This is a genomic window from Paenibacillus algorifonticola, assembly GCF_000971975.1.
GTDB lineage: Bacteria > Bacillota > Bacilli > Paenibacillales > Paenibacillaceae > Pristimantibacillus > Pristimantibacillus algorifonticola.
The window spans coordinates 158,953-177,276 of record NZ_LAQO01000006.1; the positions used below are offsets into that span (position 1 = coordinate 158,953).

General features: G+C 50.5%; 18 protein-coding genes. 11 read left to right on the plus strand and 7 right to left on the minus strand.

What is annotated here, in order from left to right; translation table 11 throughout:
• Window position 1: 1 nt before the first annotated feature.
• On the minus strand, window positions 2-1,267 hold the full coding sequence (locus WH37_RS14310; RefSeq protein WP_082110806.1) for an RCC1 domain-containing protein: 1,266 nt from the start codon (window positions 1,265-1,267) through the stop codon (window positions 2-4).
• A 4-nt stretch (window positions 1,268-1,271) separates the two neighbouring features.
• Window positions 1,272-1,976 (minus strand): dioxygenase family protein, encoded by a 705-nt coding sequence (locus WH37_RS14315; protein ID WP_046231271.1) that lies wholly within the window; start codon window positions 1,974-1,976, stop codon window positions 1,272-1,274.
• 240 nt (window positions 1,977-2,216) lie between these two features.
• Here WH37_RS14315 and WH37_RS14320 point away from each other — a divergent pair, with 240 nt between their 5' ends.
• From WH37_RS14320 to WH37_RS14330, 3 genes are all read left to right on the plus strand, one after another.
• Window positions 2,217-2,699 carry a CcdC family protein gene (locus tag WH37_RS14320; protein WP_046231272.1) on the plus strand — a complete coding sequence of 161 codons (483 nt, stop codon included), beginning with the start codon at window positions 2,217-2,219 and terminating at the stop codon, window positions 2,697-2,699.
• Between the two features lie 43 nt (window positions 2,700-2,742).
• A complete protein-coding gene (locus WH37_RS14325; protein WP_046231273.1) occupies window positions 2,743-4,086 on the plus strand; it encodes a DUF2252 domain-containing protein in 1,344 nt (447 codons plus the stop codon).
• Between the two features lie 71 nt (window positions 4,087-4,157).
• The gene (locus WH37_RS14330) at window positions 4,158-4,703 is read left to right on the plus strand and encodes a glutathione peroxidase (RefSeq protein WP_046231274.1); all 546 of its coding nucleotides are present in this window, start codon (window positions 4,158-4,160) and stop codon (window positions 4,701-4,703) included.
• A gap of 226 nt (window positions 4,704-4,929) precedes the next feature.
• On the opposite strand, the gene WH37_RS37045 is transcribed toward WH37_RS14330, so the two are convergent.
• Entirely contained in the window at window positions 4,930-5,064 is a 135-nt protein-coding gene (locus WH37_RS37045) for a hypothetical protein (RefSeq protein ID WP_269431309.1), read from the minus strand.
• Between the two features lie 203 nt (window positions 5,065-5,267).
• On the opposite strand from WH37_RS37045, the gene WH37_RS14335 reads away from it, so the two are divergent.
• From WH37_RS14335 to WH37_RS14350, 4 genes are all read left to right on the plus strand, one after another.
• The gene (locus WH37_RS14335) at window positions 5,268-6,941 is read left to right on the plus strand and encodes a glutamine--tRNA ligase/YqeY domain fusion protein (protein WP_177218040.1); all 1,674 of its coding nucleotides are present in this window, start codon (window positions 5,268-5,270) and stop codon (window positions 6,939-6,941) included.
• Window positions 6,942-7,110: 169 nt separating this feature from the next.
• Complete coding sequence (locus WH37_RS14340) at window positions 7,111-7,569, plus strand: hypothetical protein (RefSeq protein ID WP_046231275.1); 459 nt, start codon at window positions 7,111-7,113, stop codon at window positions 7,567-7,569.
• Window positions 7,570-7,725: 156 nt separating this feature from the next.
• Window positions 7,726-8,538, plus strand: coding sequence for an inositol monophosphatase family protein (locus tag WH37_RS14345; protein WP_046231276.1), 813 nt, complete (start codon window positions 7,726-7,728; stop codon window positions 8,536-8,538).
• A 57-nt stretch (window positions 8,539-8,595) separates the two neighbouring features.
• Entirely contained in the window at window positions 8,596-9,537 is a 942-nt protein-coding gene (locus WH37_RS14350) for an ADP-ribosylglycohydrolase family protein (RefSeq protein WP_046231277.1), read from the plus strand.
• A 135-nt stretch (window positions 9,538-9,672) separates the two neighbouring features.
• On the opposite strand, the gene WH37_RS14355 is transcribed toward WH37_RS14350, so the two are convergent.
• A complete protein-coding gene (locus WH37_RS14355; protein ID WP_046231278.1) occupies window positions 9,673-11,028 on the minus strand; it encodes an LLM class flavin-dependent oxidoreductase in 1,356 nt (451 codons plus the stop codon).
• Between the two features lie 294 nt (window positions 11,029-11,322).
• Here WH37_RS14355 and WH37_RS14360 point away from each other — a divergent pair, with 294 nt between their 5' ends.
• From WH37_RS14360 to WH37_RS14370, 3 genes are read left to right on the plus strand one after another with little or no spacing between them, the layout of a single operon-like run.
• Complete coding sequence (locus WH37_RS14360) at window positions 11,323-12,108, plus strand: methionine ABC transporter ATP-binding protein (RefSeq protein WP_046231279.1); 786 nt, start codon at window positions 11,323-11,325, stop codon at window positions 12,106-12,108.
• The gene (locus tag WH37_RS14365; RefSeq protein ID WP_046231280.1) at window positions 12,105-12,770 is read left to right on the plus strand and encodes a methionine ABC transporter permease; all 666 of its coding nucleotides are present in this window, start codon (window positions 12,105-12,107) and stop codon (window positions 12,768-12,770) included. The genes WH37_RS14360 and WH37_RS14365 overlap by 4 nt, the downstream gene beginning before the upstream one ends.
• 45 nt (window positions 12,771-12,815) lie before the next feature.
• Window positions 12,816-13,718: a MetQ/NlpA family ABC transporter substrate-binding protein gene (locus WH37_RS14370; protein WP_046231281.1), complete on the plus strand. Its 903-nt coding sequence runs from the start codon at window positions 12,816-12,818 to the stop codon at window positions 13,716-13,718.
• A gap of 195 nt (window positions 13,719-13,913) precedes the next feature.
• On the opposite strand, the gene WH37_RS14375 is transcribed toward WH37_RS14370, so the two are convergent.
• From WH37_RS14375 to desA, 3 genes are all read right to left on the minus strand, one after another.
• Entirely contained in the window at window positions 13,914-14,513 is a 600-nt protein-coding gene (locus WH37_RS14375; RefSeq protein ID WP_046231282.1) for a response regulator transcription factor, read from the minus strand.
• A complete protein-coding gene (locus WH37_RS14380; protein ID WP_046231283.1) occupies window positions 14,510-15,658 on the minus strand; it encodes a sensor histidine kinase in 1,149 nt (382 codons plus the stop codon). The genes WH37_RS14375 and WH37_RS14380 overlap by 4 nt, the downstream gene beginning before the upstream one ends.
• 124 nt (window positions 15,659-15,782) lie before the next feature.
• Window positions 15,783-16,829: a Delta(5) desaturase DesA gene (gene desA / locus WH37_RS14385; protein ID WP_046231284.1), complete on the minus strand. Its 1,047-nt coding sequence runs from the start codon at window positions 16,827-16,829 to the stop codon at window positions 15,783-15,785.
• A gap of 360 nt (window positions 16,830-17,189) precedes the next feature.
• Here desA and WH37_RS14390 point away from each other — a divergent pair, with 360 nt between their 5' ends.
• Window positions 17,190-18,245 carry an ABC transporter substrate-binding protein gene (locus tag WH37_RS14390; protein ID WP_063838021.1) on the plus strand — a complete coding sequence of 352 codons (1,056 nt, stop codon included), beginning with the start codon at window positions 17,190-17,192 and terminating at the stop codon, window positions 18,243-18,245.
• Window positions 18,246-18,324: the final 79 nt, after the last annotated feature.

An 18,324-nucleotide genomic window follows, 5' to 3' on the forward strand; every position in this document is an offset into this window, starting at 1 on the left:
TTTAGTACGCCAGTATAAAGGCTCCCCCTGCTATAATAGTGGATTCGTTCGTCAAGCTCGTCAGTTTAGGCGTCGAGTTATAGTCGGCTGCATCAATGCCTGGCGCCTGGCTGTTGTTGTTGACGCCCCATGCCCATACTTTTCCTTGCTCATCAAGCGCGAGCGAGAAATCATGTCCTGCGGCAATGCTTGTAATGGCGGGCAGGCCAGCCACGATCTCGGGCTCGAACACGCCTTCGAGATTGCCTAGATTTTTGCCTAGCTGGCCCGTGTTGTCCGCCCCCCACGCCCAGACGTTCCCATCCCTGTCGAGCGCCATGGAATGCCGCGTGCTGGTGGCGAGCGACACAATGCCGCTTAATCCAGGGATCGTCTCGGCTGGCACGATGTCTGCTGTCGGATAGCCGAGCTGTCCGTAAGCGTTGCAGCCTTTGGATTTCACGGTGCCATCCGGCTGAAGCGCAAGCACATGTCCGAAGCCGGCTACGATTTGAAGGCTCCCCGCAAGCTCGGGAATTTCCACGGGAATCAGGCTGCTTACTGCGACGAAGCCTTGAAATTCACAAAGCTCCTGCGTATCGCTGCTGCTCGGGTCGGCATTAGCATCGACATAATAGCTGATGCCGGTTGCCGATTGTCCAATGAGCTGCATGAGCTCAGCGAACGTTCGCTTTGTATCATTTTCACACTTTGCCCCCCAGCCATACACTTGTCCATTATCCAGCGTGACGAGCGAGAAGCGATGCCCTGCGGCGACGCTTGTTACTTTGCCGGGAAGCGTAATCTGCGTGGGCTTGCGCAGGTCGGTGCGGTCGCCAGTGCCTAGCTGTCCGGCAATATTGTTGCCCCATACCCACACATTGCCATCGGTATCAAGCGCCAAGCTATGGCGGAAGCCAGCACTGATGCGCGTAATCGTTGGCAGCCCGTCAACCTTCTGCGGACCGCTCACAATTCCTTTTGCACTGTCGATGCCTACTTGCCCGTAGGTGTTGTCGCCCCAAGAGTAGACATGGCCTTCCTCCGTCAGCACGAGCGAGTGGTCGAAGCCCGCCGCGACCTCGGCTACCTTTTCAGGAATATCAATGATGCTGCTTGTACCACTGGTAGAATAGTTTGCGAGCTGCCCGTGGGCATTTTTACCGCTGCCGGAAATGACCGTCTCGCTTTCCTTCTGCTTGGGAACCAGACTGTAAATGACACCTGCAACGATGGCGAATGCCAGCACAGCGAACAGCATTTTAAAAGGTGTCCTCTGTCTGCTCATCCGCTTACTGAGCCGCCAGTCTGTAGTTGAAGTTTGTCGCCCTCAATCCATCTATTTCATGAAAGGTTACTTGGTTGTAAGCGGGAAGACTTTGGGCGATGTTATCCTCATCCGCTGTCATTTGGTCGCCGGAGAGGCTTGGAATAATTAGCTGCGTAATGACACCCGTGTAGCCGTCCGCTGTCGTATTCGTATGAATGTGGCGCGTGCGGCCGGTGTATTCGCCTGGATAAATCGTCATATATTCGTAGTAGCCGTCCTCATCCGTTGTTACGAAGCCGCGAAGCGAAAGCTCGCTTGCATTGTAGCTGCTGGCTGCGCCATTGGAGTTTGGGTGGTAATTGCCGCCGTTGTCGGCCTGCCAAATTTCGATTTTTGCACCGACCACTGGGGTTGTGCCTGTTGCTCCTGCATAGACGTAGCCATTAACCTTTATCTGCTCGCCTTCCAGATTATCGTAGTTCAGAACGCCGTTTTCGAGCACATTTGTCCCTGTTATATAATAAGGCCCTTGTGTGACCTGCTCAGTAAGTCCGCTGTCATCCGCGGCATCGGTCGATTCAGAGCCGGCTGGCGTGCTGGTTTCTGCAGCTGTGTTGCTGGCTGAACCGCTGCTCTCAGGCGTTTTAGGTGCATTTTCAGTAGAGCAGCCGCTGGAAAGCAGCAGGGCTGCCAATATTAGAAGGGTCCATAGGTTCGTCTTTTTCATCGGTCATTCTCCTTTTCGTTTGTGACAAAAGTATAACATTTCAATTTTTCAGTTGCCTGAAAGGCAACTGAATGTTGGGTGCTTGCAGCTCTACTGCTACTGCTCGCCCCAATCAGAAGGCTTCAGAAAGCTCTAGAACCAGCGGTTCTGCGCGATTAGACAATATTTGCAGCGGCCTCTTTTTTGAAGTAGGATAAAGAAAGAAAAGGCATTCTTTTAAGAACAAGGGGGAAAAGGGCGGTGCAGCTGTCTACTGAAACGATTCAGGTAGGCTCCATTATATTGTCAGCTATCGCAGGGCTTATGCTCATCTTTTTGCGTATCCGGGCAGGCAAGCAGCCGATTACCCTTCGTAAAATCATTATTCCGCCAGTCGGCATGTCGACCGGTTTTATGATGTTCCTGGCGCCTATGACTCATATTCCGTGGGGCTGGGGTTTAGCTGCCTTCGGAACAGGCCTGTTGCTTTTTTCTTTTCCGCTGGTCGTATCGACCCGGCTGGAGCGTATTGATGCCGATATTTATGTCAGGCGATCCAAAGCTTTTATTTTCATCATGCTGACCTTGTTCATTATTCGAATTGCGCTTCATAGCGTTGTGGAGCAATATATGTCGATTCCGCAGACGGGGGCGTTGTTCTATCTCGTGGCTTTCGGCATGATTATTCCGTGGCGGCTGGCGATGGTCAATGATTATCTCAGATTGTACAAGCTTTCTTCATAGATGAAATCGTATAAATGATAGAGCTGCCTAAGGGGGAACCGGAATGGATGGATCATTGACAGAACGTGTAAAGCTTACGCAAAAGAGGCTTCGAAAACGGACGATTACGGCCGTTCTTAATGAATTTGATCATAAAATCATGAGATTGGGCAGCGAGAAGCGCGAGGAGAAATACCGCAAAATGTCACTAAGCCCGTTTTCCTTTTTTCGCGGCAGCGCTTATTTATTTTATATGGATGTGACGAGGGAATGGTTTCCCTATCACACGCCAGCGGAGCGTCCGACCTGGATTCAGGGCGATTTGCATTTCGAAAATTTTGGCGCCTTCCGCAATGAGCAAGGGGCGCTCGTCTATGATGTGAATGATTTTGACGAGGGCTATTTGGGCTCATATTTATATGATTTGCTGCGCATGTCGGTTAGCATAGCGCTTGTGTGCCGCATGAAAGGCGAATCGGAGGAAGCCCAGAAGCATCAAATCGAGGCTTATCTGCGCGCCTATGCGAAACAAATGTGGAGGTTCGTCAAGGGCAAGGATGATCCGGCTTCGTTCGGGGTGGATGAGGAGAAGGCGAGCGGCAAGGTGAGAAAGCTGCTTCGCAAACTGCAGAAGCGCAAGGAACAGCATTTTTTGGAAAAGGTTACGGCGCTCGTGCAGGAGCATCGCAAGTTCGCGCATACGGATGAGATCCTCGCTCCGACGGAAAAGGAGCGCGCTGCGCTACTAGAGGCTTGGCCGCAATATATCGAAAGCCTGCATGCCGATGATTTGCAGGACGCTGCTCATTATCAGATTAAAGATATCGCTGTGAAGCATGGCTCGGGCACAGCTTCTATCGGGCTGGATCGGTTCTATGTACTGATTGAGGCGGGCAGCAGTGAGCAAGGGCACGATGATGACATTGTGCTGGAAGTGAAAGAGGTGCGAGTCGCGGTTCCAGCCTATTTTCTTCCCTATGATGAGTCGTTCTGGGCTTCGTTCGAGCATCAGGGCAAACGCGTGACGATGACCCAGCAGGCGATGCATCATGAGGCAGACCCTTATCTCGGTTACCTGACGATTGGCGGCAGGCAGTTTTATGTGCGTGAGCGCTCTCCCTACAAAAAGCGGCTCAAGCTCGAATCGCTAGAGACAGTGGAAGATATGCAGGCCGTTACGGAGACGATGGGCAAGCTGACAGCGAAGCTGCATGCGCGCGCAGATACCGATGTGCAGAGCGGCATTCTGGACTATCACAGTGAGCATGAAATCGTCAAGGCAATGGGCAGCGACGAGGAGGCATTTAGCCGCTTCATTGCTCAGTGGGCGATTTCCTATGCGGATCAGACGCAGCAGGATTATGAGCTGTTTGTAGATTGGCTGGGCAATAAGTCAGCTGCTCTTTAAGTGAGGCCAGGCAAGGTAGTAGAATAGAGTCGTACAGCAAGTAGATAGACAAATTATAGGAGTGTGCAGCGATGTCCATTTATACTTATCAAGCCGATACGATTACAGGGAAGACAGTCAGCCTGGAGCAATATAAAGGCAAGGTCGTTATTATCGCCAATACAGCGAGTAAATGCGGCTTTACGCCTCAATATGCCGATCTGCAAAAGCTTTATGAGCAGTATAAGGATCAAGGGCTGGAAATACTCGGTTTTCCAAGCAATCAATTTGGCGAGCAGGAGCCGGGCGAAAATTCGGACGTGCAAAGCTTTTGCCAGCTGAACTACGGAGTAACCTTCCCGCTGTTTGCGAAGACGGATGTACGCGATGAAACCGCACATCCTTTGTTTAACTATTTGACGACTGAAGCTCCGTTCAATGGCTTTGATACAGCTGAGGCAAGCGGCAAAATGCTGAGCGCCTTTCTGACTGAAAAGCTGCCGCATTTTCTGGATGGAGACTCCATCAAATGGAACTTCACTAAGTTCCTCATTGACCGTGAAGGCAATGTCGTCAAGCGTTTCGAATCGACCGATGAGCCGCTGAGCATGAAGGCGGATATTGAAAAGCTGCTGTAGAACTAGTAATAGATAAAGGTACAAAGAGCCGCTGCGAACGTTATCTTGAGATGACGTTCGCAGCGGCTTCTTGCTATTAAGCGGGGTGATGCAGCCGATATGCTTCCTCAACTTCCTTACTTCGTGGTATGTCTTTACGAGCTAGTATTCCCACCAAGTAATCGAAGCTCCATTGCCAAGAATTCCGAGCAGCGTTAGGGGAACAATAGATGCGGCGCTTGCCCAGTCAGGGAGCGCGTCCTCGGCGATCATATAGATTTGGCGCTGCTCTCCGAGCGAGCTTTGCCAGCCAGTCGCGCTCCGCCGCCGGGAACGCTCCAAAACGGCTGTAGGGAAAAATAACGATCGGATTCCCAGTCATGATGTCTTCACCATCCGTTCAGGTTGCCCTAGCCAATGGCAGCGCGCGCCAGCCGCGAGCAAATACGTTATTGATAGAACCTATGAAAACAAAGGTTGATCACATGCCATCTATTTTATTAACCAGTCGGATGATCTTATAATTTTTCGGGATTTTGTGTATTATAGAAAGATATCTATTTTTCGTGGGAAAGGTTGGTCACAATGGAAAACAACGTGGACACAAAGCTGTCATCCTCTAACTTTATAAAAAATATTGTGAGCGAAGATTTGAAGACCGGCAATGTCCAGGAAATCGTGACGCGCTTTCCGCCGGAGCCGAATGGCTATTTGCATATTGGGCATGCCAAGTCGATTTGCTTGAATTTTGAGCTGGCTGACGATTTCAAAGGCAGAACGAATCTGCGTTTTGACGATACGAACCCGGTCAAGGAAGATACCGAATACGTCGATTCGATTCAAGAGGACGTGAAGTGGCTGGGCTTTGATTGGGACGAGCTTCGTTTTGCCTCGGACTATTTCGAAGAGCTTTACAATCGTGCAGTGCTGCTCATTAACAAAGGCAAAGCATACGTATGCGACCTGTCCGCCGAGCAAATCCGCGAGACGCGCGGCACGCTGACACAGCCTGGGCAAAACAGCCCTTACCGTGAGCGCAGCGTAGAAGAAAACCTCGATCTGTTCGCCCGTATGCGCGCCGGAGAATTTCCTGACGGCTCAAAGGTGCTGAGAGCGAAGATCGATATGGCTTCGCCGAATATCAACCTGCGTGATCCGGTGCTGTACCGTATCGCTCATGCCCATCATCACCGGACTGGCGATGCTTGGTGCATTTACCCGATGTACGATTATGCGCATCCGATCAGTGACGCGATTGAAGGCATTACGCATTCCATCTGTACGCTGGAGTTCGCCGATCACCGTCCGCTCTATGATTGGGCGATTGCCGAATGCGAGATGCCGGCGGTGCCTCGTCAATACGAGTTCGCCCGTCTGAACGTCACGAATACCGTGATGAGCAAAAGAAAGCTGAAGCAGCTTGTCGACGAGAAAGTCGTAGACGGCTGGGACGATCCACGGATGCCGACGATCAGCGGCCTGCGCCGCAAAGGCTTTACGGCGGAAGCGATTCGCGCCTTCTGCCGCGAGATCGGGGTTGCCAAGGCGAACAGCACGGTCGATGAGCGGATGCTGGAGCATTTTATTCGTGAGGACTTGAAGCTTAAGGCGCTTCGTACGATGGCGGTATTGCGTCCGCTCAAAGTCGTCATTACGAACTATCCAGAAGGCCAAACCGAGCTGCTGGATGCAGAAAATAACGCCGAGAACGAAGACATGGGCATTCGTCAAATTCCGTTTGGGCGCGAGATTTATATTGAGCAGGATGATTTTATGGAAAATCCTCCAAATAAATATTTCCGCCTGTTCCCTGGCAATGAAGTGCGTCTGAAGCATGCTTATTTCATTACTTGCCAAGAGGTTGTGAAAAATGAAGCGGGCGACGTTATTGAGCTTCGCTGCACATACGATCCGGCAACGAAAAGCGGCTCGGGCTTCAACGCCCGCAAGGTGAAGGGCACCATTCACTGGGTTGAAGCGTCGCAGGCGGTTGCTGCAGACTTCCGCTTGTTCGAGCCTCTTATTACGAATGAAGCAGAAGAGGAAGGCAAGCCGTTCCTCGAATGTATCAACCCGAACAACCTGGAGCTGCTTCAAGGCTTCGTGGAGCCGAATATGAAGGATGCCGAAGGACAGGCGAAGTTCCAGTTTTTCCGCCACGGCTACTTCAATGTTGATCCGAAGGATACGACGCCGGAGAAGCTTGCTTTCAACCGCATCGTTTCGCTGAAAAGCTCTTTTGACCCAGCGAAAGCATAAGAACAGCAGTCGAGCAATAGGATAAGCCGTGAATGCCTGCTTTATGAGCAGCGTTCGCGGCTTTTGCTTTTTTTACGCTGCAAGCAGGAATTTGTCACTTTTTGGTGAATTTTACCTAGTGGCTGCTGCGAAAAAGAAAGCGCAAAAAACATAACTAGGAGCTGAAACGATGAAGAAATTGGAAATTAAAGGAATAGGAACGGTCAGTGCTTTTAAAGCGACGGCGTATATGATGATTATTCCTTCTGCGCTGTTGTTTTTACTCGGTATTATTTTAACAATGATAGCAGTGGTCGCTCAAGAGCCCACTTTACTGGCATTAGGAATTCCGTATATACTAATGCCGGTTTTTCTAATCGGTATATATGGTGCAATTAGTATGTTGGTTGCACTTTTGTATGGCGTACTGGCCAAGAAATTCGGCGGCTTGGAGCTGATCGTCCAAGAGAAAACAGAGCTGGATTTAACGAAGGGACCAGCAGGAAACGGGTATGCGCCGGGACCGCAGTCCAATTTTAACCCGTCCAACAGCCCATTTAACTCTGGCAGCTCGAGCCCGCAATCCAATGTGACGCCGCCTCCACTGCCCAACCTGCCTTCAGGCCCTGACCAGAACAGCAATACGTAGGCGCTGTTTTATCCAATGCCTAATTAATTATGATTCCGAATATGATCTCAACCATGAAATCCTTCTTATTTGCAAGAAGGATTTTGTTTTGCCGTCTTAGATGCTGGATGTCTAGATGTTGTGCTCGACCATGATACGAAAATAGGGGGATTTGATGTGGATACAACGATCGTAAGAGAGGCACAGCGAGTGGCGGTTTTGGCAGCGAGAGAGGCGGGAGTGCTGTTGAAAAAGCTTTTTGAAAAGCTCGATTCCAGTGCTTTTCAGCACAAAGACGACTCTGGCGATTTGGTGACTGAAGCGGACCATCAGGCGGAAGCGATTATTTTGGCGAAAATTAGGCAGGCGTTTCCGGGACATCAGGTGATTTCGGAGGAGGCTGGGGACAATCGTCTGGCGAGTGACTGGCTGTGGCTGGTCGATCCGCTGGATGGGACGAATAATTTCGCGGTCGGGATGCCGTTATTTGCTGTATCTATTACGCTCATGTATCAGCGCGAGGCGGTTATGGCGGTCATTTATGAGCCGCTGACGGACCGCTTGTACGAGGCTGCCGCCAATGGCGGTTTCCGCTGCAATGGACGTCTTATTCGGATAGGTGAGCCGCGCCCCTTCAAAAAAGCAACGGTCGGCTGGATTCAAGGGCATAAGGTACAGCAGGAGCAGCGGGCGGTGAGGCTGCGCCAGCATCTTGATGCAAACACCAAGCGAATGATGCGGCTATGGGCGCCTACCTTGCAATGGAGTATGCTGGCGAAGGGCGATCTGGATGCGATTATTTTGTACAACTCGGAGGGCGAGGACCTTTATTCGGGAATGCTCATGGTGCGCGAGGCGGGTGGCATCATTACCGACTATGAGGGCAGGCCCTTCACAGGCATGAGCCGCGAGCCATATTTGATTGCGTGCCATCCGCAGCATTTGCCTTTTTTTCGTGGTCTTGTGCATAATGGCCTTGTTGGGAAGTGAGCGAAAATGCTTTACTATACCGCTAGTCCAAGCTGGTAGCAGCAGGAGGTTTATGAAATGAATCTATCTATTCAAGCAGGATTAATAGGGCTTTGCATCGGGGATGCGTTAGGGGTTCCCGTGGAATTTTGCAGTCGGAAGGCGCTAATGAAGGAGCCTTTAACAGATATGATCGGTTACGGCTCACATCAGCAACCGCCGGGCACTTGGTCGGATGATGCGTCTTTGACCTTATGTCTGGTGGAGAGCCTCGCCCATTGCAAAGGCGTTGATGTGCATGATGTGGCGAGGCGTTTCGTGGAATGGAAGCGGGGCGAGCGCTGGACGCCGCATGGCGAGGTATTCGATATTGGCATAGCGACGAGCGAGGCGATTGCTCGGCTTGCGCGTGGGGCAGAGCCTGAGCTGGCAGGCGGTATCGGCGAATACAGCAATGGCAACGGCTCATTGATGCGCATTTTGCCGATGGCCTACTGGCTGCTAGATGCTAGCAGAGAGGAACGGTCGGCTGCGGTTGGCAAAGTTTCATCGTTAACCCATAGGCATCCTTTATCGATTATGGCCTGCGTTTATTATACGGAGTATGCCGTACAATTGTTGATGGGCCATGGCCCTCAAGAGAGTTATACGGCAACGAATCGGGCGTTTCAGCTTTTTTATGCGGGTGATAGTCATCTGGAGCGTTTTGAACGTCTGCTTAGCGGGCAGCTGGCAAATCTGAACGAGGACAGCATTGCTTCGTCGGGCTATGTCATGCACACGCTGGAAGCAAGCATTTGGAGCCTGCTGACGACCGACAGCTATGCGGCGGCGGTACTTCGTGCTATTAACTTAGGGGAAGATACGGACACGACAGGTGCGGTAACGGGCGGTCTAGCGGGCATCTATTACGGCCTGTCGTCCATACCCTCGCATTGGCTGGAAAAGCTTGTGCGAGCAGATGAACTATTCCAGCTATGCGACAGTTTTAACGAAGGGCTTGCGGAGCTGAAGCGATAGAGCCATCTAGCGTAAGATCCCGCCGGGTCTACTGGCCTCTCTTCGTTTAACACCACATAACCGTTCTCCAGCAAAAAATATAAGCCAGCCGCCGCCGCTTCCCTTAGTTCTATAAGGGTGCGGCGGCTTTGCATATTAATGGCTCGTTGCTCTAGTAAAACGATTGCGCGGCAGCGGCAAGTTAAAATGCTCCCGCAGCGTAACGCCTTCATATTCGGTGCGGAAAAGGCCGCGCTGCTGCAAAATCGGCACGACCCGATCGACAAAAAGCTCTAGTCCATCCGGCAGCAGCGGAGCCATGAGCATAAAGCCGTCAGCCGCCTGCTCGGAGAACCATTCCTCCAAAGTGTCCGCGATTTTCTCGGCGGTGCCGACGAAATGATCGCCGCTGAATGAGCCTGTGAGAAAGGAATACACCTCGCGCAGCGTCGGATTTTCCCTTGCGATGACCGGCTGATGCTTGAGGTAGTCCGTTTTATCCAGCTTGATGCGGTCGAGCCCGACCTCATGAGCGCGTGACTCCAGCGTATATCCAGAAAAATCGATCCCCTGAAAATAATCCGCCAGAAAGCCGATGCCCTGCTCCTCCGTAATCAACGCCTCCAGCTGCTTAAGCTTCGCCCGCGCTTCCTCCTCGGTATCGCCAATAATCGGCGAAATGCCTTGCAAAATATAAATATCCCCGGGTGCGCGCCCCCATTTAGCGGCTTTGCCTTTAAACGATTGGTAGAACGCCTGCGCCTCTTCCTTGCTGTGCTTGATCGAGAAAATAACTTCCGCTGTTCGCGAGGCGAAATCCTGTCCGGCTTCAGAATTTCCGGCCTGTACGAGCACAGGATGCCCCTGCCGCGAGCGACCGATATTTAACGGTCCTTCCACCGAGAAAAACTCGCCTTGATGCTGGAGCCGGTGCAGCTTCTCCTTATGGAAAAACTGCCCCGATTCCTTGTCTCGGACGAAGGCTTCGTCCTCCCAAGAATCCCACAACCCCTGCACAACCTCGAGAAATTCCTCTGCCCGTCTGTACCGAAGACTATGCTCGAAATGCTCATCCCTGCCAAAATTGCGCGCCGTATTCCCTGACAGATCCCGCGTGGTGACAATGTTCCAGCCAACCCGGCCTTTGCTTATCTGATCGGCAGACAGCAGCAGCCGGGCCAGATTGAAGGGCTCAATATAAGAGGTTGAGGCGGTGGCGACTACGCCGATGTGCGTCGTGGCGCACGCTAAAGCGGTAATCAGTGTAATCGGCTCAAAACGGTTTAGAATGTTCGGATGGGATTGCTCATTAATCGCCAGGCTGTCCGCGATAAAAGCGATATCGAATTTTCCGCGTTCAGCGGTTCGGGCCAGCTTGCGGTAATAGTCAATATCGATGCTGGCATCCGGCTGCGCATGGGGATGACGCCAGCCCGCCACATGCATGCCTGTGCCAACCAAATAAGCGGATAATTTCATTTGCCTGCGTTTCCGCGCGGTTTCTTGGGACATGTCAAGCTCCTCCTTGATAGATGGGATAATATATTAAGTGAACAGGGTGGAATAGTTTGCTTTAATTTATCACCTTCATTTTCTAGCGTCAATCCCGATTATTGCCAAAAAAAGAAGTTGACACCGCTGGGCAATTGCTTTAAATTAATAAAACAAATAGGAATAGTTGGTTTTCGGGTGATAAGCCCAAAACTAGTTGACCAGAACACTGGAAACTAAACTCTCCACCGAACAGATTGAACGGTGCTGAAGTTTGGTTTTTTTTATTTTCAGGGAGGAGAGGAGTTTTTCAGCATGATCGTCATAAAGGATTTGCATAAAACCTATACAAGCGGAAGCAGTACGATTACTGCCTTGGATAATATTAACCTGACGATTGATAAGGGGGATATTTTCGGCATTATCGGCTTTAGCGGGGCAGGCAAATCCTCGTTGATCCGCTGTCTGAACCGGCTCGAAGAGCCTGATTCAGGCTCGATTGAAATCGGCGGAAAGGTACTGACTGATTTGTCTGGCAAGGAGCTGCGGCTGGCAAGGCGGAAAATCGGGATGATTTTTCAACAGTTTAATTTGCTGGATTCACAAAATGTGTTTCAAAATGTCGCTTTTCCACTTCAAGTGGCCGGTTATCCGAAGCCGTTCATTCGGGAGCGCGTGCGAGAGATGCTGGAGCTGGTCGGACTGTCCGACAAGGAGCATATGTATCCGTCCCAGCTCAGCGGCGGACAGAAGCAGCGGGTAGGCATTGCCCGGGCGCTTGTGAATGAGCCGGATGTGCTGCTCAGCGATGAGGCGACCTCAGCGCTTGATCCGCAGACGACCTACTCCATTCTGGAGCTGCTCCAGGATATTAACCGCAAGCTGAAGCTGACGATCGTATTAATTACGCATGAGCTGGATGTGCTGCAGCATATTTGCCGCCATATGGCGGTCATCGAGCATGGCTCCATCGTAGAGACAGGGACGGTCGACAAGCTGTTTATGGACCCTGTCAGCTATACCGCCCGCCGGTTCGTCAGCATCATCGATTATTACCGGGACAAACGGTCGATCATGGAGGGGCTGGGAGCAGGAATATGAGAGATGATCTGTTCGAGCTGCTATGGGAGGGACTGCTGGAGACGCTGTATATGGTAGCTTGGTCGTCGGTATTTGCTTTAATCATTGGCATTTTGCTAGGCATTATATTAGTCGTCAGCGAGAAGGGGGGTATTTTGGAGGCGCCGATCGTGGGCAAAATCATTGGGACGGCGATTAATGGCGTACGCTCGCTGCCTTTTATTATTTTGATCGTGCTGCTGCTGCCGTTGTCCCGGCTTATTGTAGGTACCTCGCTTGGCCCGACAGCAGCCATCGTCGCTTTATCGATTGGAGCCTCGCCCTTTCTGGGCCGTATTATTGAAAACTCCTTAAAGGAGGTGAGTGCGGGCAAAATTGAAGCGGCCAAAGCGATGGGAGCGACGCCGCTAACCATTATATTCCGCGTGCTGATTCCCGAAGCGCTTCCGGCGCTCGTTCGGGGCATGACCATCGCCGTCATTGCCATTACGGAATTTACAGCGGTAGCAGGAGCGATTGGCGCTGGGGGACTTGGCAGCCTGGCTATCCGCTTCGGCTATCAGCGGTTTCGCGAAGATATTTTAATCGCTACCGTTATCGTCATTATTTTGTTGGTGCAAATTATTCAACTGTCAGGCGATAGCGTAGCTAAAGCGATTTTGAAAAAACGTCATCTGGGGTAGCTGTAGCTGCCCTCTAACCTAAATAGAGAAAGCAGGAGTGTAACCATGAAAACAACAAAATGGACTTTTTTATCCGCCCTTATTCTTATGTTTAGCCTTATCGTCTCAGGCTGCGGTACCGCAGCAAATAATGCCCCGGCAAGCTCGCCGGAAGCAAGCGCGGCTGTAAGCCCTGCCGAACAAACCCAGTCGCCGGAAGCTTCCGCTTCTGCAGCCCCGCAGGAAGCAGCAACGCTTAAGGTAGGTGCTGCGCCAGTGCCGCATGCCGAAATTTTGGAGTTTGTAAAGCCGCTGCTTAAGGAGCAGGGCGTTAATTTGGAAGTCGTCGTGCTTGATGATGAGGGCCAGCTCAATCCTGCGCTGTTTGAGAAGCAGATTGATGCGAACTACTTCCAGCACGTTCCGTACCTGGACTCGATTAAAGGAGAGAAGGGGTATGATTTTGCGGTAACCACGAAAGTTCATGTCGAGCCAATTGGCCTTTATTCCGAGAAGCTGAAATCGAAGGATGACATTGCGGATGGCGCGACTATTGCGATTCCGAACAACCCATCGAATGAATACAGAGCGCTGGTGCTGCTCGAGCAGCAAGGGCTGATTAAGCTGAAGGAAGGCTTGGAAAATACGTATGAGGCAACGCCGAAGGACATTGTAGACAATCCTAAAAATCTCAAGTTCGAGGAAGTGGATTCGGCTACTTTGCCAAGGGTATTGCCTGATGTAGATGGCGCCATTATCAACACGAACCTGGTTTTGGAGGCGGGCATTGATCCGAACACTGCGCTGTTCCGCGAGGATGCAGAATCGCCTTACGCCAACATTATCGTCGTCCGCAGCGGTGATGAGAACCGCGACGAAATTAAGAAGCTGGATGCGGTGCTCGTATCGCCCGAGGTGAAAAAGTTCATTCAGGACAAATACGGCGTGGCGGTTGTGCCAGCATTTTAAAAATATAAGACTTTATAAGTTTTACCCTTATAATGGGCTTATATTTCACCCTCGAAACGGCAGCTTTGCCGCCATAGGATGGCGACAGCCGTTTACGCTTGAGACAAATAAAAGAGGCCAACCAGCATGCTAGATTTGGCCTGCGATGGAAAAGTATGTTCCGTACCGCTATTGCGGGAAAGAACATGCTTTTTTTTATTTAAACCAGCCCTTCTCCTTAAAACGGGTAATCGCCTCGATCCGGTTGCTCACGCCCAGCTTATCCAAAATGACAGAAATATAATTGCGCACGGTGCCATTGGTCAAATAAAGCTGGTCGGCGATTTCCTTCGTATTTTTGCCGTCGGCGATAAGGCCCAGCACTTCCTTCTCCCGTTCGGTGAGCGGGTTTTCCTGCCCGTAGGCGTCATCCACCAGCTCCGGCGCATAAATGCGTCGGCCTGTCATGACGCTGCGTATGGAGCTCGCCAGCTCCTCGCTGGGGCTGTCTTTGAGCAAATAGCCGCACACGCCGGCCTTGAGCGCACGATCGAAATAGCCGCTTCTGGCAAAGGTGGTCAAAATGATGACCTTGCAGCCTAGCTGGCGAATTTCTTCCGCTGCCTCCAGCCCGCTCTTGACTGGCATTTCAATGTCCATAATGCAAATGTCGGGCTTATGAAGCTGGACGAGCGTGATCGCTTCTTCGCCGTTTCCGGCTTTGCCAACTACGGTCATATCGTCCTCCAGCTCAAGCAGGGAAGCAAGTGCCCCCAGCAGCATCCGCTGGTCTTCGGCGATTACAATTCTAATCATAGCGAGGGCTCCTTTTCAGGCTTCTGGACGATATTGGGCGCTTTAATGACGAGCATCGTGCCGTCGCCGCAAATAATGTCCAGGCTGCCATTAATAAACTCCAGTCTTTCCTTCATGCCCCGGAGACCATTTCCCCGGTAATAGCTGCGCGACTCCTTGCCGCCCGTAGCAATGCCCGTGCCATTGTCCTGAACGCGGACGATGAGCTCCGTGCGGGTTGGTTCAATCTCGACCATGCACTTGGTGGCGGAGCTGTGCTTGACGATATTGGTTACGGCTTCCTTAAGACACATGCTGACGACATTTTCAGCAAGCAGTGAAGTATCGGTATGCGCCGGGTCGCCTTCTACCAGAAGCTGAATATCGGCAGCCTTCAAAATTTGTTTTACCCGAAAAAGCTCATCTTCAAGCCGTGTTCCACGCATTTCTGTGACAAGCTCCCGCACTTCCTTGAGAGCCGTGCGCGCTGTTTGGCGCACATCATCGATCTCCTCCTGCGCCTTGGCGGGATTTTTCTGCATCAGCTTGCCCGCCAGATCGCTTTTCAGGCCAATGAGTGACAGCTTCTGTCCGATCGTATCATGCAGGTCGCGGGCGATCCGCTGCCGCTCCTCCAGCTTGACGAGCTCTGAAATTCGTTTGTTGGCATGCTCAAGCTCCCCTTCCAGCTTGTCGCGCTTGTTGCGGTTGTACGTATTGACCGGAAGCAGAATGACGCCGATCAAGCTAATGAGCACGAAGGGGAACTGCGCGAGAAAGACCGGATTTTGCACAGCCAGCCCATAGTTGATGCTCAGGAAGGTCGTGACGATATGAATGGAATACAGCGTAAAGAATCCGATGCGGTTCTGGATATTGCCGATAAAATAAGCGAGAAAGATCGAGAAATACACATAGCCAAACATGAGCGTCATCGCTATGGAAATAATAATTTGGATGCTGGTCCAGAAATAGACCTGCCAGCCCTTGGACACGAAGGAAAGCATATAGCAGATGAAAAATAAAACGATCATCACAATGCCGGAAGTCGCTTGGTAGGGTGATGAGTTGCGGAAAATAAAGTAGAAGGGCAGGATGTAGAAAACGACCCATACATAGGGGCTGATTCCCGTATTTTTATGAAAAATATGATGCCATTTTTGCATATGTGTCCCGCCTTTTCAAATCGCTGTTGCAGCATAAGGAGCTGCTTTGAAGCTATTTTAACATAAAAGAGGCTCGCGCATTTGGTTCCGCGCAGCCTCTTTCGTCTGTATATCTTTGTACCTGCTAGCCAACGCGTCTTGTATCCAGCTTGGTGCTTGCCGCACGCGGCTTGCGCAGACGATGCTTCATGCCTTTAAAGCTGACGAACATTTTGTTCTCTTCATCCCATAGGCGGAAACGCAGTGCAGTCAAGCTTGTTTTGATCGTAATCGTCGTTGCCTGCTGAAGCGGAACGGATGAGTTGTGCGCATCCTCCAAATAGTAGTTAGGCACTTTCGGGCTCAGGTGATGCACATGATGGAAGCCAATGTTGCCGGTAATCCATTGCAAGGGACGGGGAAGCTTGTAATAAGAGCTGCCTTCAACGGCTGCTTTCACGTAGCTCCACTCATCTTCATTTTCAAAATACGTATCTTCGAACTGATGCTGGACGTAGAACAGCCAAATGCCGAACAGTCCGGATAAAAACATAACAGGCAGTTGAACCATGACGAACGCCTGCCAGCCCAGAAGCCAGCTAAGACCTGCATATAAAGCAACAATTGAAACATTGATCAAATATGTGTTGAGGCGTTCCTGGCGTCTAGCGCCTTTACGGTTGAAACGGTATTGAATAAGAAACACGGCAATCGGGCCAAGACCAAACATGACGACCGGATGGCGGTAAATACGATAGAAAAGGCGGCGCAAAGGCGTTGCTGCAATATATTCATCCACGGTCATAATCCAAATGTCGCCGATACCACGCTTGTCGAGATTGCTGCTCGTTGCATGATGGATGGAGTGGCTGTATTTCCACTGTTGGAAAGGGACGAGGGTAATGATCCCTGTTATTGTGCCGACGATAGCATTTGCCCGTTTGCTCTTGAAGAAAGAACCGTGGCAGCAATCATGGCAAATAATAAATGTCCGAATGACAAAGCCTGCTGTAATGAAGGAAAAAAGAATCGTCAATACATAGGAGATTGGCATGACGGCATACGCCGCGTACCAGAAAAAGGCGAGTGGGACTAGAGTATTAATTAATTGTCGTATGCTGGTTTTCATATTCACTTTTTCATAAGGGGCAAGGCTCTTTTTCAAGCTCGCTTGCTTGGCTTTCTGATCCATAATGAAGCTCCTCCTTCAATAACAAGATGTACATCCTCTATTCAAGATGCCCGCATCCTGCTAGCTATATTTATATTGTAAAGAAAAACGTCATGCGCCTGTAGTCATAAACGTCAATTCGGTCATATGACATATGTCATATGAAAACGTTTCTTCAAATCCATAAATGCATGTTTTTAACAAAGTTTTTGTAAGGGCTGGAATAAGTGGCGTGTCAGTGGGTGGATGTTTGCTGCGGCGTTAACGTTTGTATAAGAAAATTGTTGAGAATGTGCATTGTAGGCTGGGCGTGCAATAAGCTACACTTGTTTTCGTCATTTGATAATGATAATCATTGATTTAGAGGGGTGTCGAACAGAGATGATGCAATGGGGAAAGACGAAGCTCAAGGGTAAAATGACGGTGCTTGCACCGCTGGCATTGGCCATTATTATAGTGCTTGCTGGATGCGGCTCGCCAGGTGGTACGGAAGCGAATACGGAGGCGAATACGGAGGCGAATACGGGGGCAACCGAGGAAGCCGCTGTAACAAGCGCTTCTCCGTCGGCAGCGGAGGAACCAGCAGCGGAAGAGCAGGAAGCGGAAACGCGAGTGTTGAAGGACGAGTTTGGCGAAGTGACTATTCCGGCGCATCCGAAGCGCGTAGCGGCCATTTATTTGGAGGATTATTTGAAGGCTCTTGACGTAACGCCAATTGTTCAGTGGTATCACCCGCTCTGGGGCACGCAGGAATATCTTGGTTTGGACTCGCCGACATTTGATATAACGGGCAATATTGAAGTTCTGCTTGAAATGGAGCCGGACTTAATTATATTGGATGGCTGGGCAGATAAAACCAAATACGATTTATTTTCTAAAATAGCGCCTACCTACCGTCTGCCTGAAAGTATTTTATTGGATTCTAAAGCGATATTGACGACTGTTGCGGATGTAATGAATATGAAGGAACAGGGAGACAATGTGATTAGTGCTTACGAGCAGAAAATAGCCGATGCCAAGGACAAGCTCAAGACAGCGCTTGGCGATGAGTCGGTAGCGGTCATTCGTTTGAATGTGGATGAAAGTACCTTCGCGCTGTTCGGCGTGAATAATCGTTTTATTGGCTCTATATACTCCGAGTTGGGACTTACGCCAAATACATGGTCGAAGGAAATGAAGGAATTTCAAGTTGTTTTAACGGAGGAAAGCTTGCCGGATCTGGATGCCGACCACATTATTATTTTACCGTCAAACGGAACATGGGATTCACCGGAAAATCAAGAAGCGATGAAGCTTCTGGACAGCAATATGTGGAAGGCTGTTCCTGCGGTTAAGGCGGGACATGTACACCGAGTAGAAAGATCATTTTGGCAGTCCGGTGGCATAACAGCAAATTTCATGAAAATCGATGATATTTTGAAAATGTTCGTCAAATAAGCAGCGATCGACAAGCTGCGCTATTCAATAAATAAAGAGGAAGGCCCATCTGTGCATTGATGGGCTTTCTTTTTTCATT

Bases quoted from the DNA above. Each gene is read 5' to 3' on its own strand.
- WH37_RS14310 (WP_082110806.1), bottom strand. From the start codon at position 1,267: ATGAGCAGACAGAGGACACCTTTTAAAATGCTGTTCGCTGTGCTGGCA.
- WH37_RS14315 (WP_046231271.1), bottom strand. From the start codon at position 1,976: ATGAAAAAGACGAACCTATGGACCCTTCTAATATTGGCAGCCCTGCTG.
- WH37_RS14325 (WP_046231273.1), top strand. From the start codon at position 2,743: ATGGATGGATCATTGACAGAACGTGTAAAGCTTACGCAAAAGAGGCTT.
- WH37_RS14330 (WP_046231274.1), top strand. From the start codon at position 4,158: ATGTCCATTTATACTTATCAAGCCGATACGATTACAGGGAAGACAGTC.
- WH37_RS37045 (WP_269431309.1), bottom strand. From the start codon at position 5,064: ATGACTGGGAATCCGATCGTTATTTTTCCCTACAGCCGTTTTGGAGCG.
- WH37_RS14335 (WP_177218040.1), top strand. From the start codon at position 5,268: ATGGAAAACAACGTGGACACAAAGCTGTCATCCTCTAACTTTATAAAA.
- WH37_RS14340 (WP_046231275.1), top strand. From the start codon at position 7,111: ATGAAGAAATTGGAAATTAAAGGAATAGGAACGGTCAGTGCTTTTAAA.
- WH37_RS14350 (WP_046231277.1), top strand. From the start codon at position 8,596: ATGAATCTATCTATTCAAGCAGGATTAATAGGGCTTTGCATCGGGGAT.
- WH37_RS14355 (WP_046231278.1), bottom strand. From the start codon at position 11,028: ATGTCCCAAGAAACCGCGCGGAAACGCAGGCAAATGAAATTATCCGCT.
- WH37_RS14360 (WP_046231279.1), top strand. From the start codon at position 11,323: ATGATCGTCATAAAGGATTTGCATAAAACCTATACAAGCGGAAGCAGT.
- WH37_RS14365 (WP_046231280.1), top strand. From the start codon at position 12,105: ATGAGAGATGATCTGTTCGAGCTGCTATGGGAGGGACTGCTGGAGACG.
- WH37_RS14370 (WP_046231281.1), top strand. From the start codon at position 12,816: ATGAAAACAACAAAATGGACTTTTTTATCCGCCCTTATTCTTATGTTT.
- WH37_RS14375 (WP_046231282.1), bottom strand. From the start codon at position 14,513: ATGATTAGAATTGTAATCGCCGAAGACCAGCGGATGCTGCTGGGGGCA.
- WH37_RS14380 (WP_046231283.1), bottom strand. From the start codon at position 15,658: ATGCAAAAATGGCATCATATTTTTCATAAAAATACGGGAATCAGCCCC.
- desA (WP_046231284.1), bottom strand. From the start codon at position 16,829: ATGGATCAGAAAGCCAAGCAAGCGAGCTTGAAAAAGAGCCTTGCCCCT.
- WH37_RS14390 (WP_063838021.1), top strand. From the start codon at position 17,190: ATGATGCAATGGGGAAAGACGAAGCTCAAGGGTAAAATGACGGTGCTT.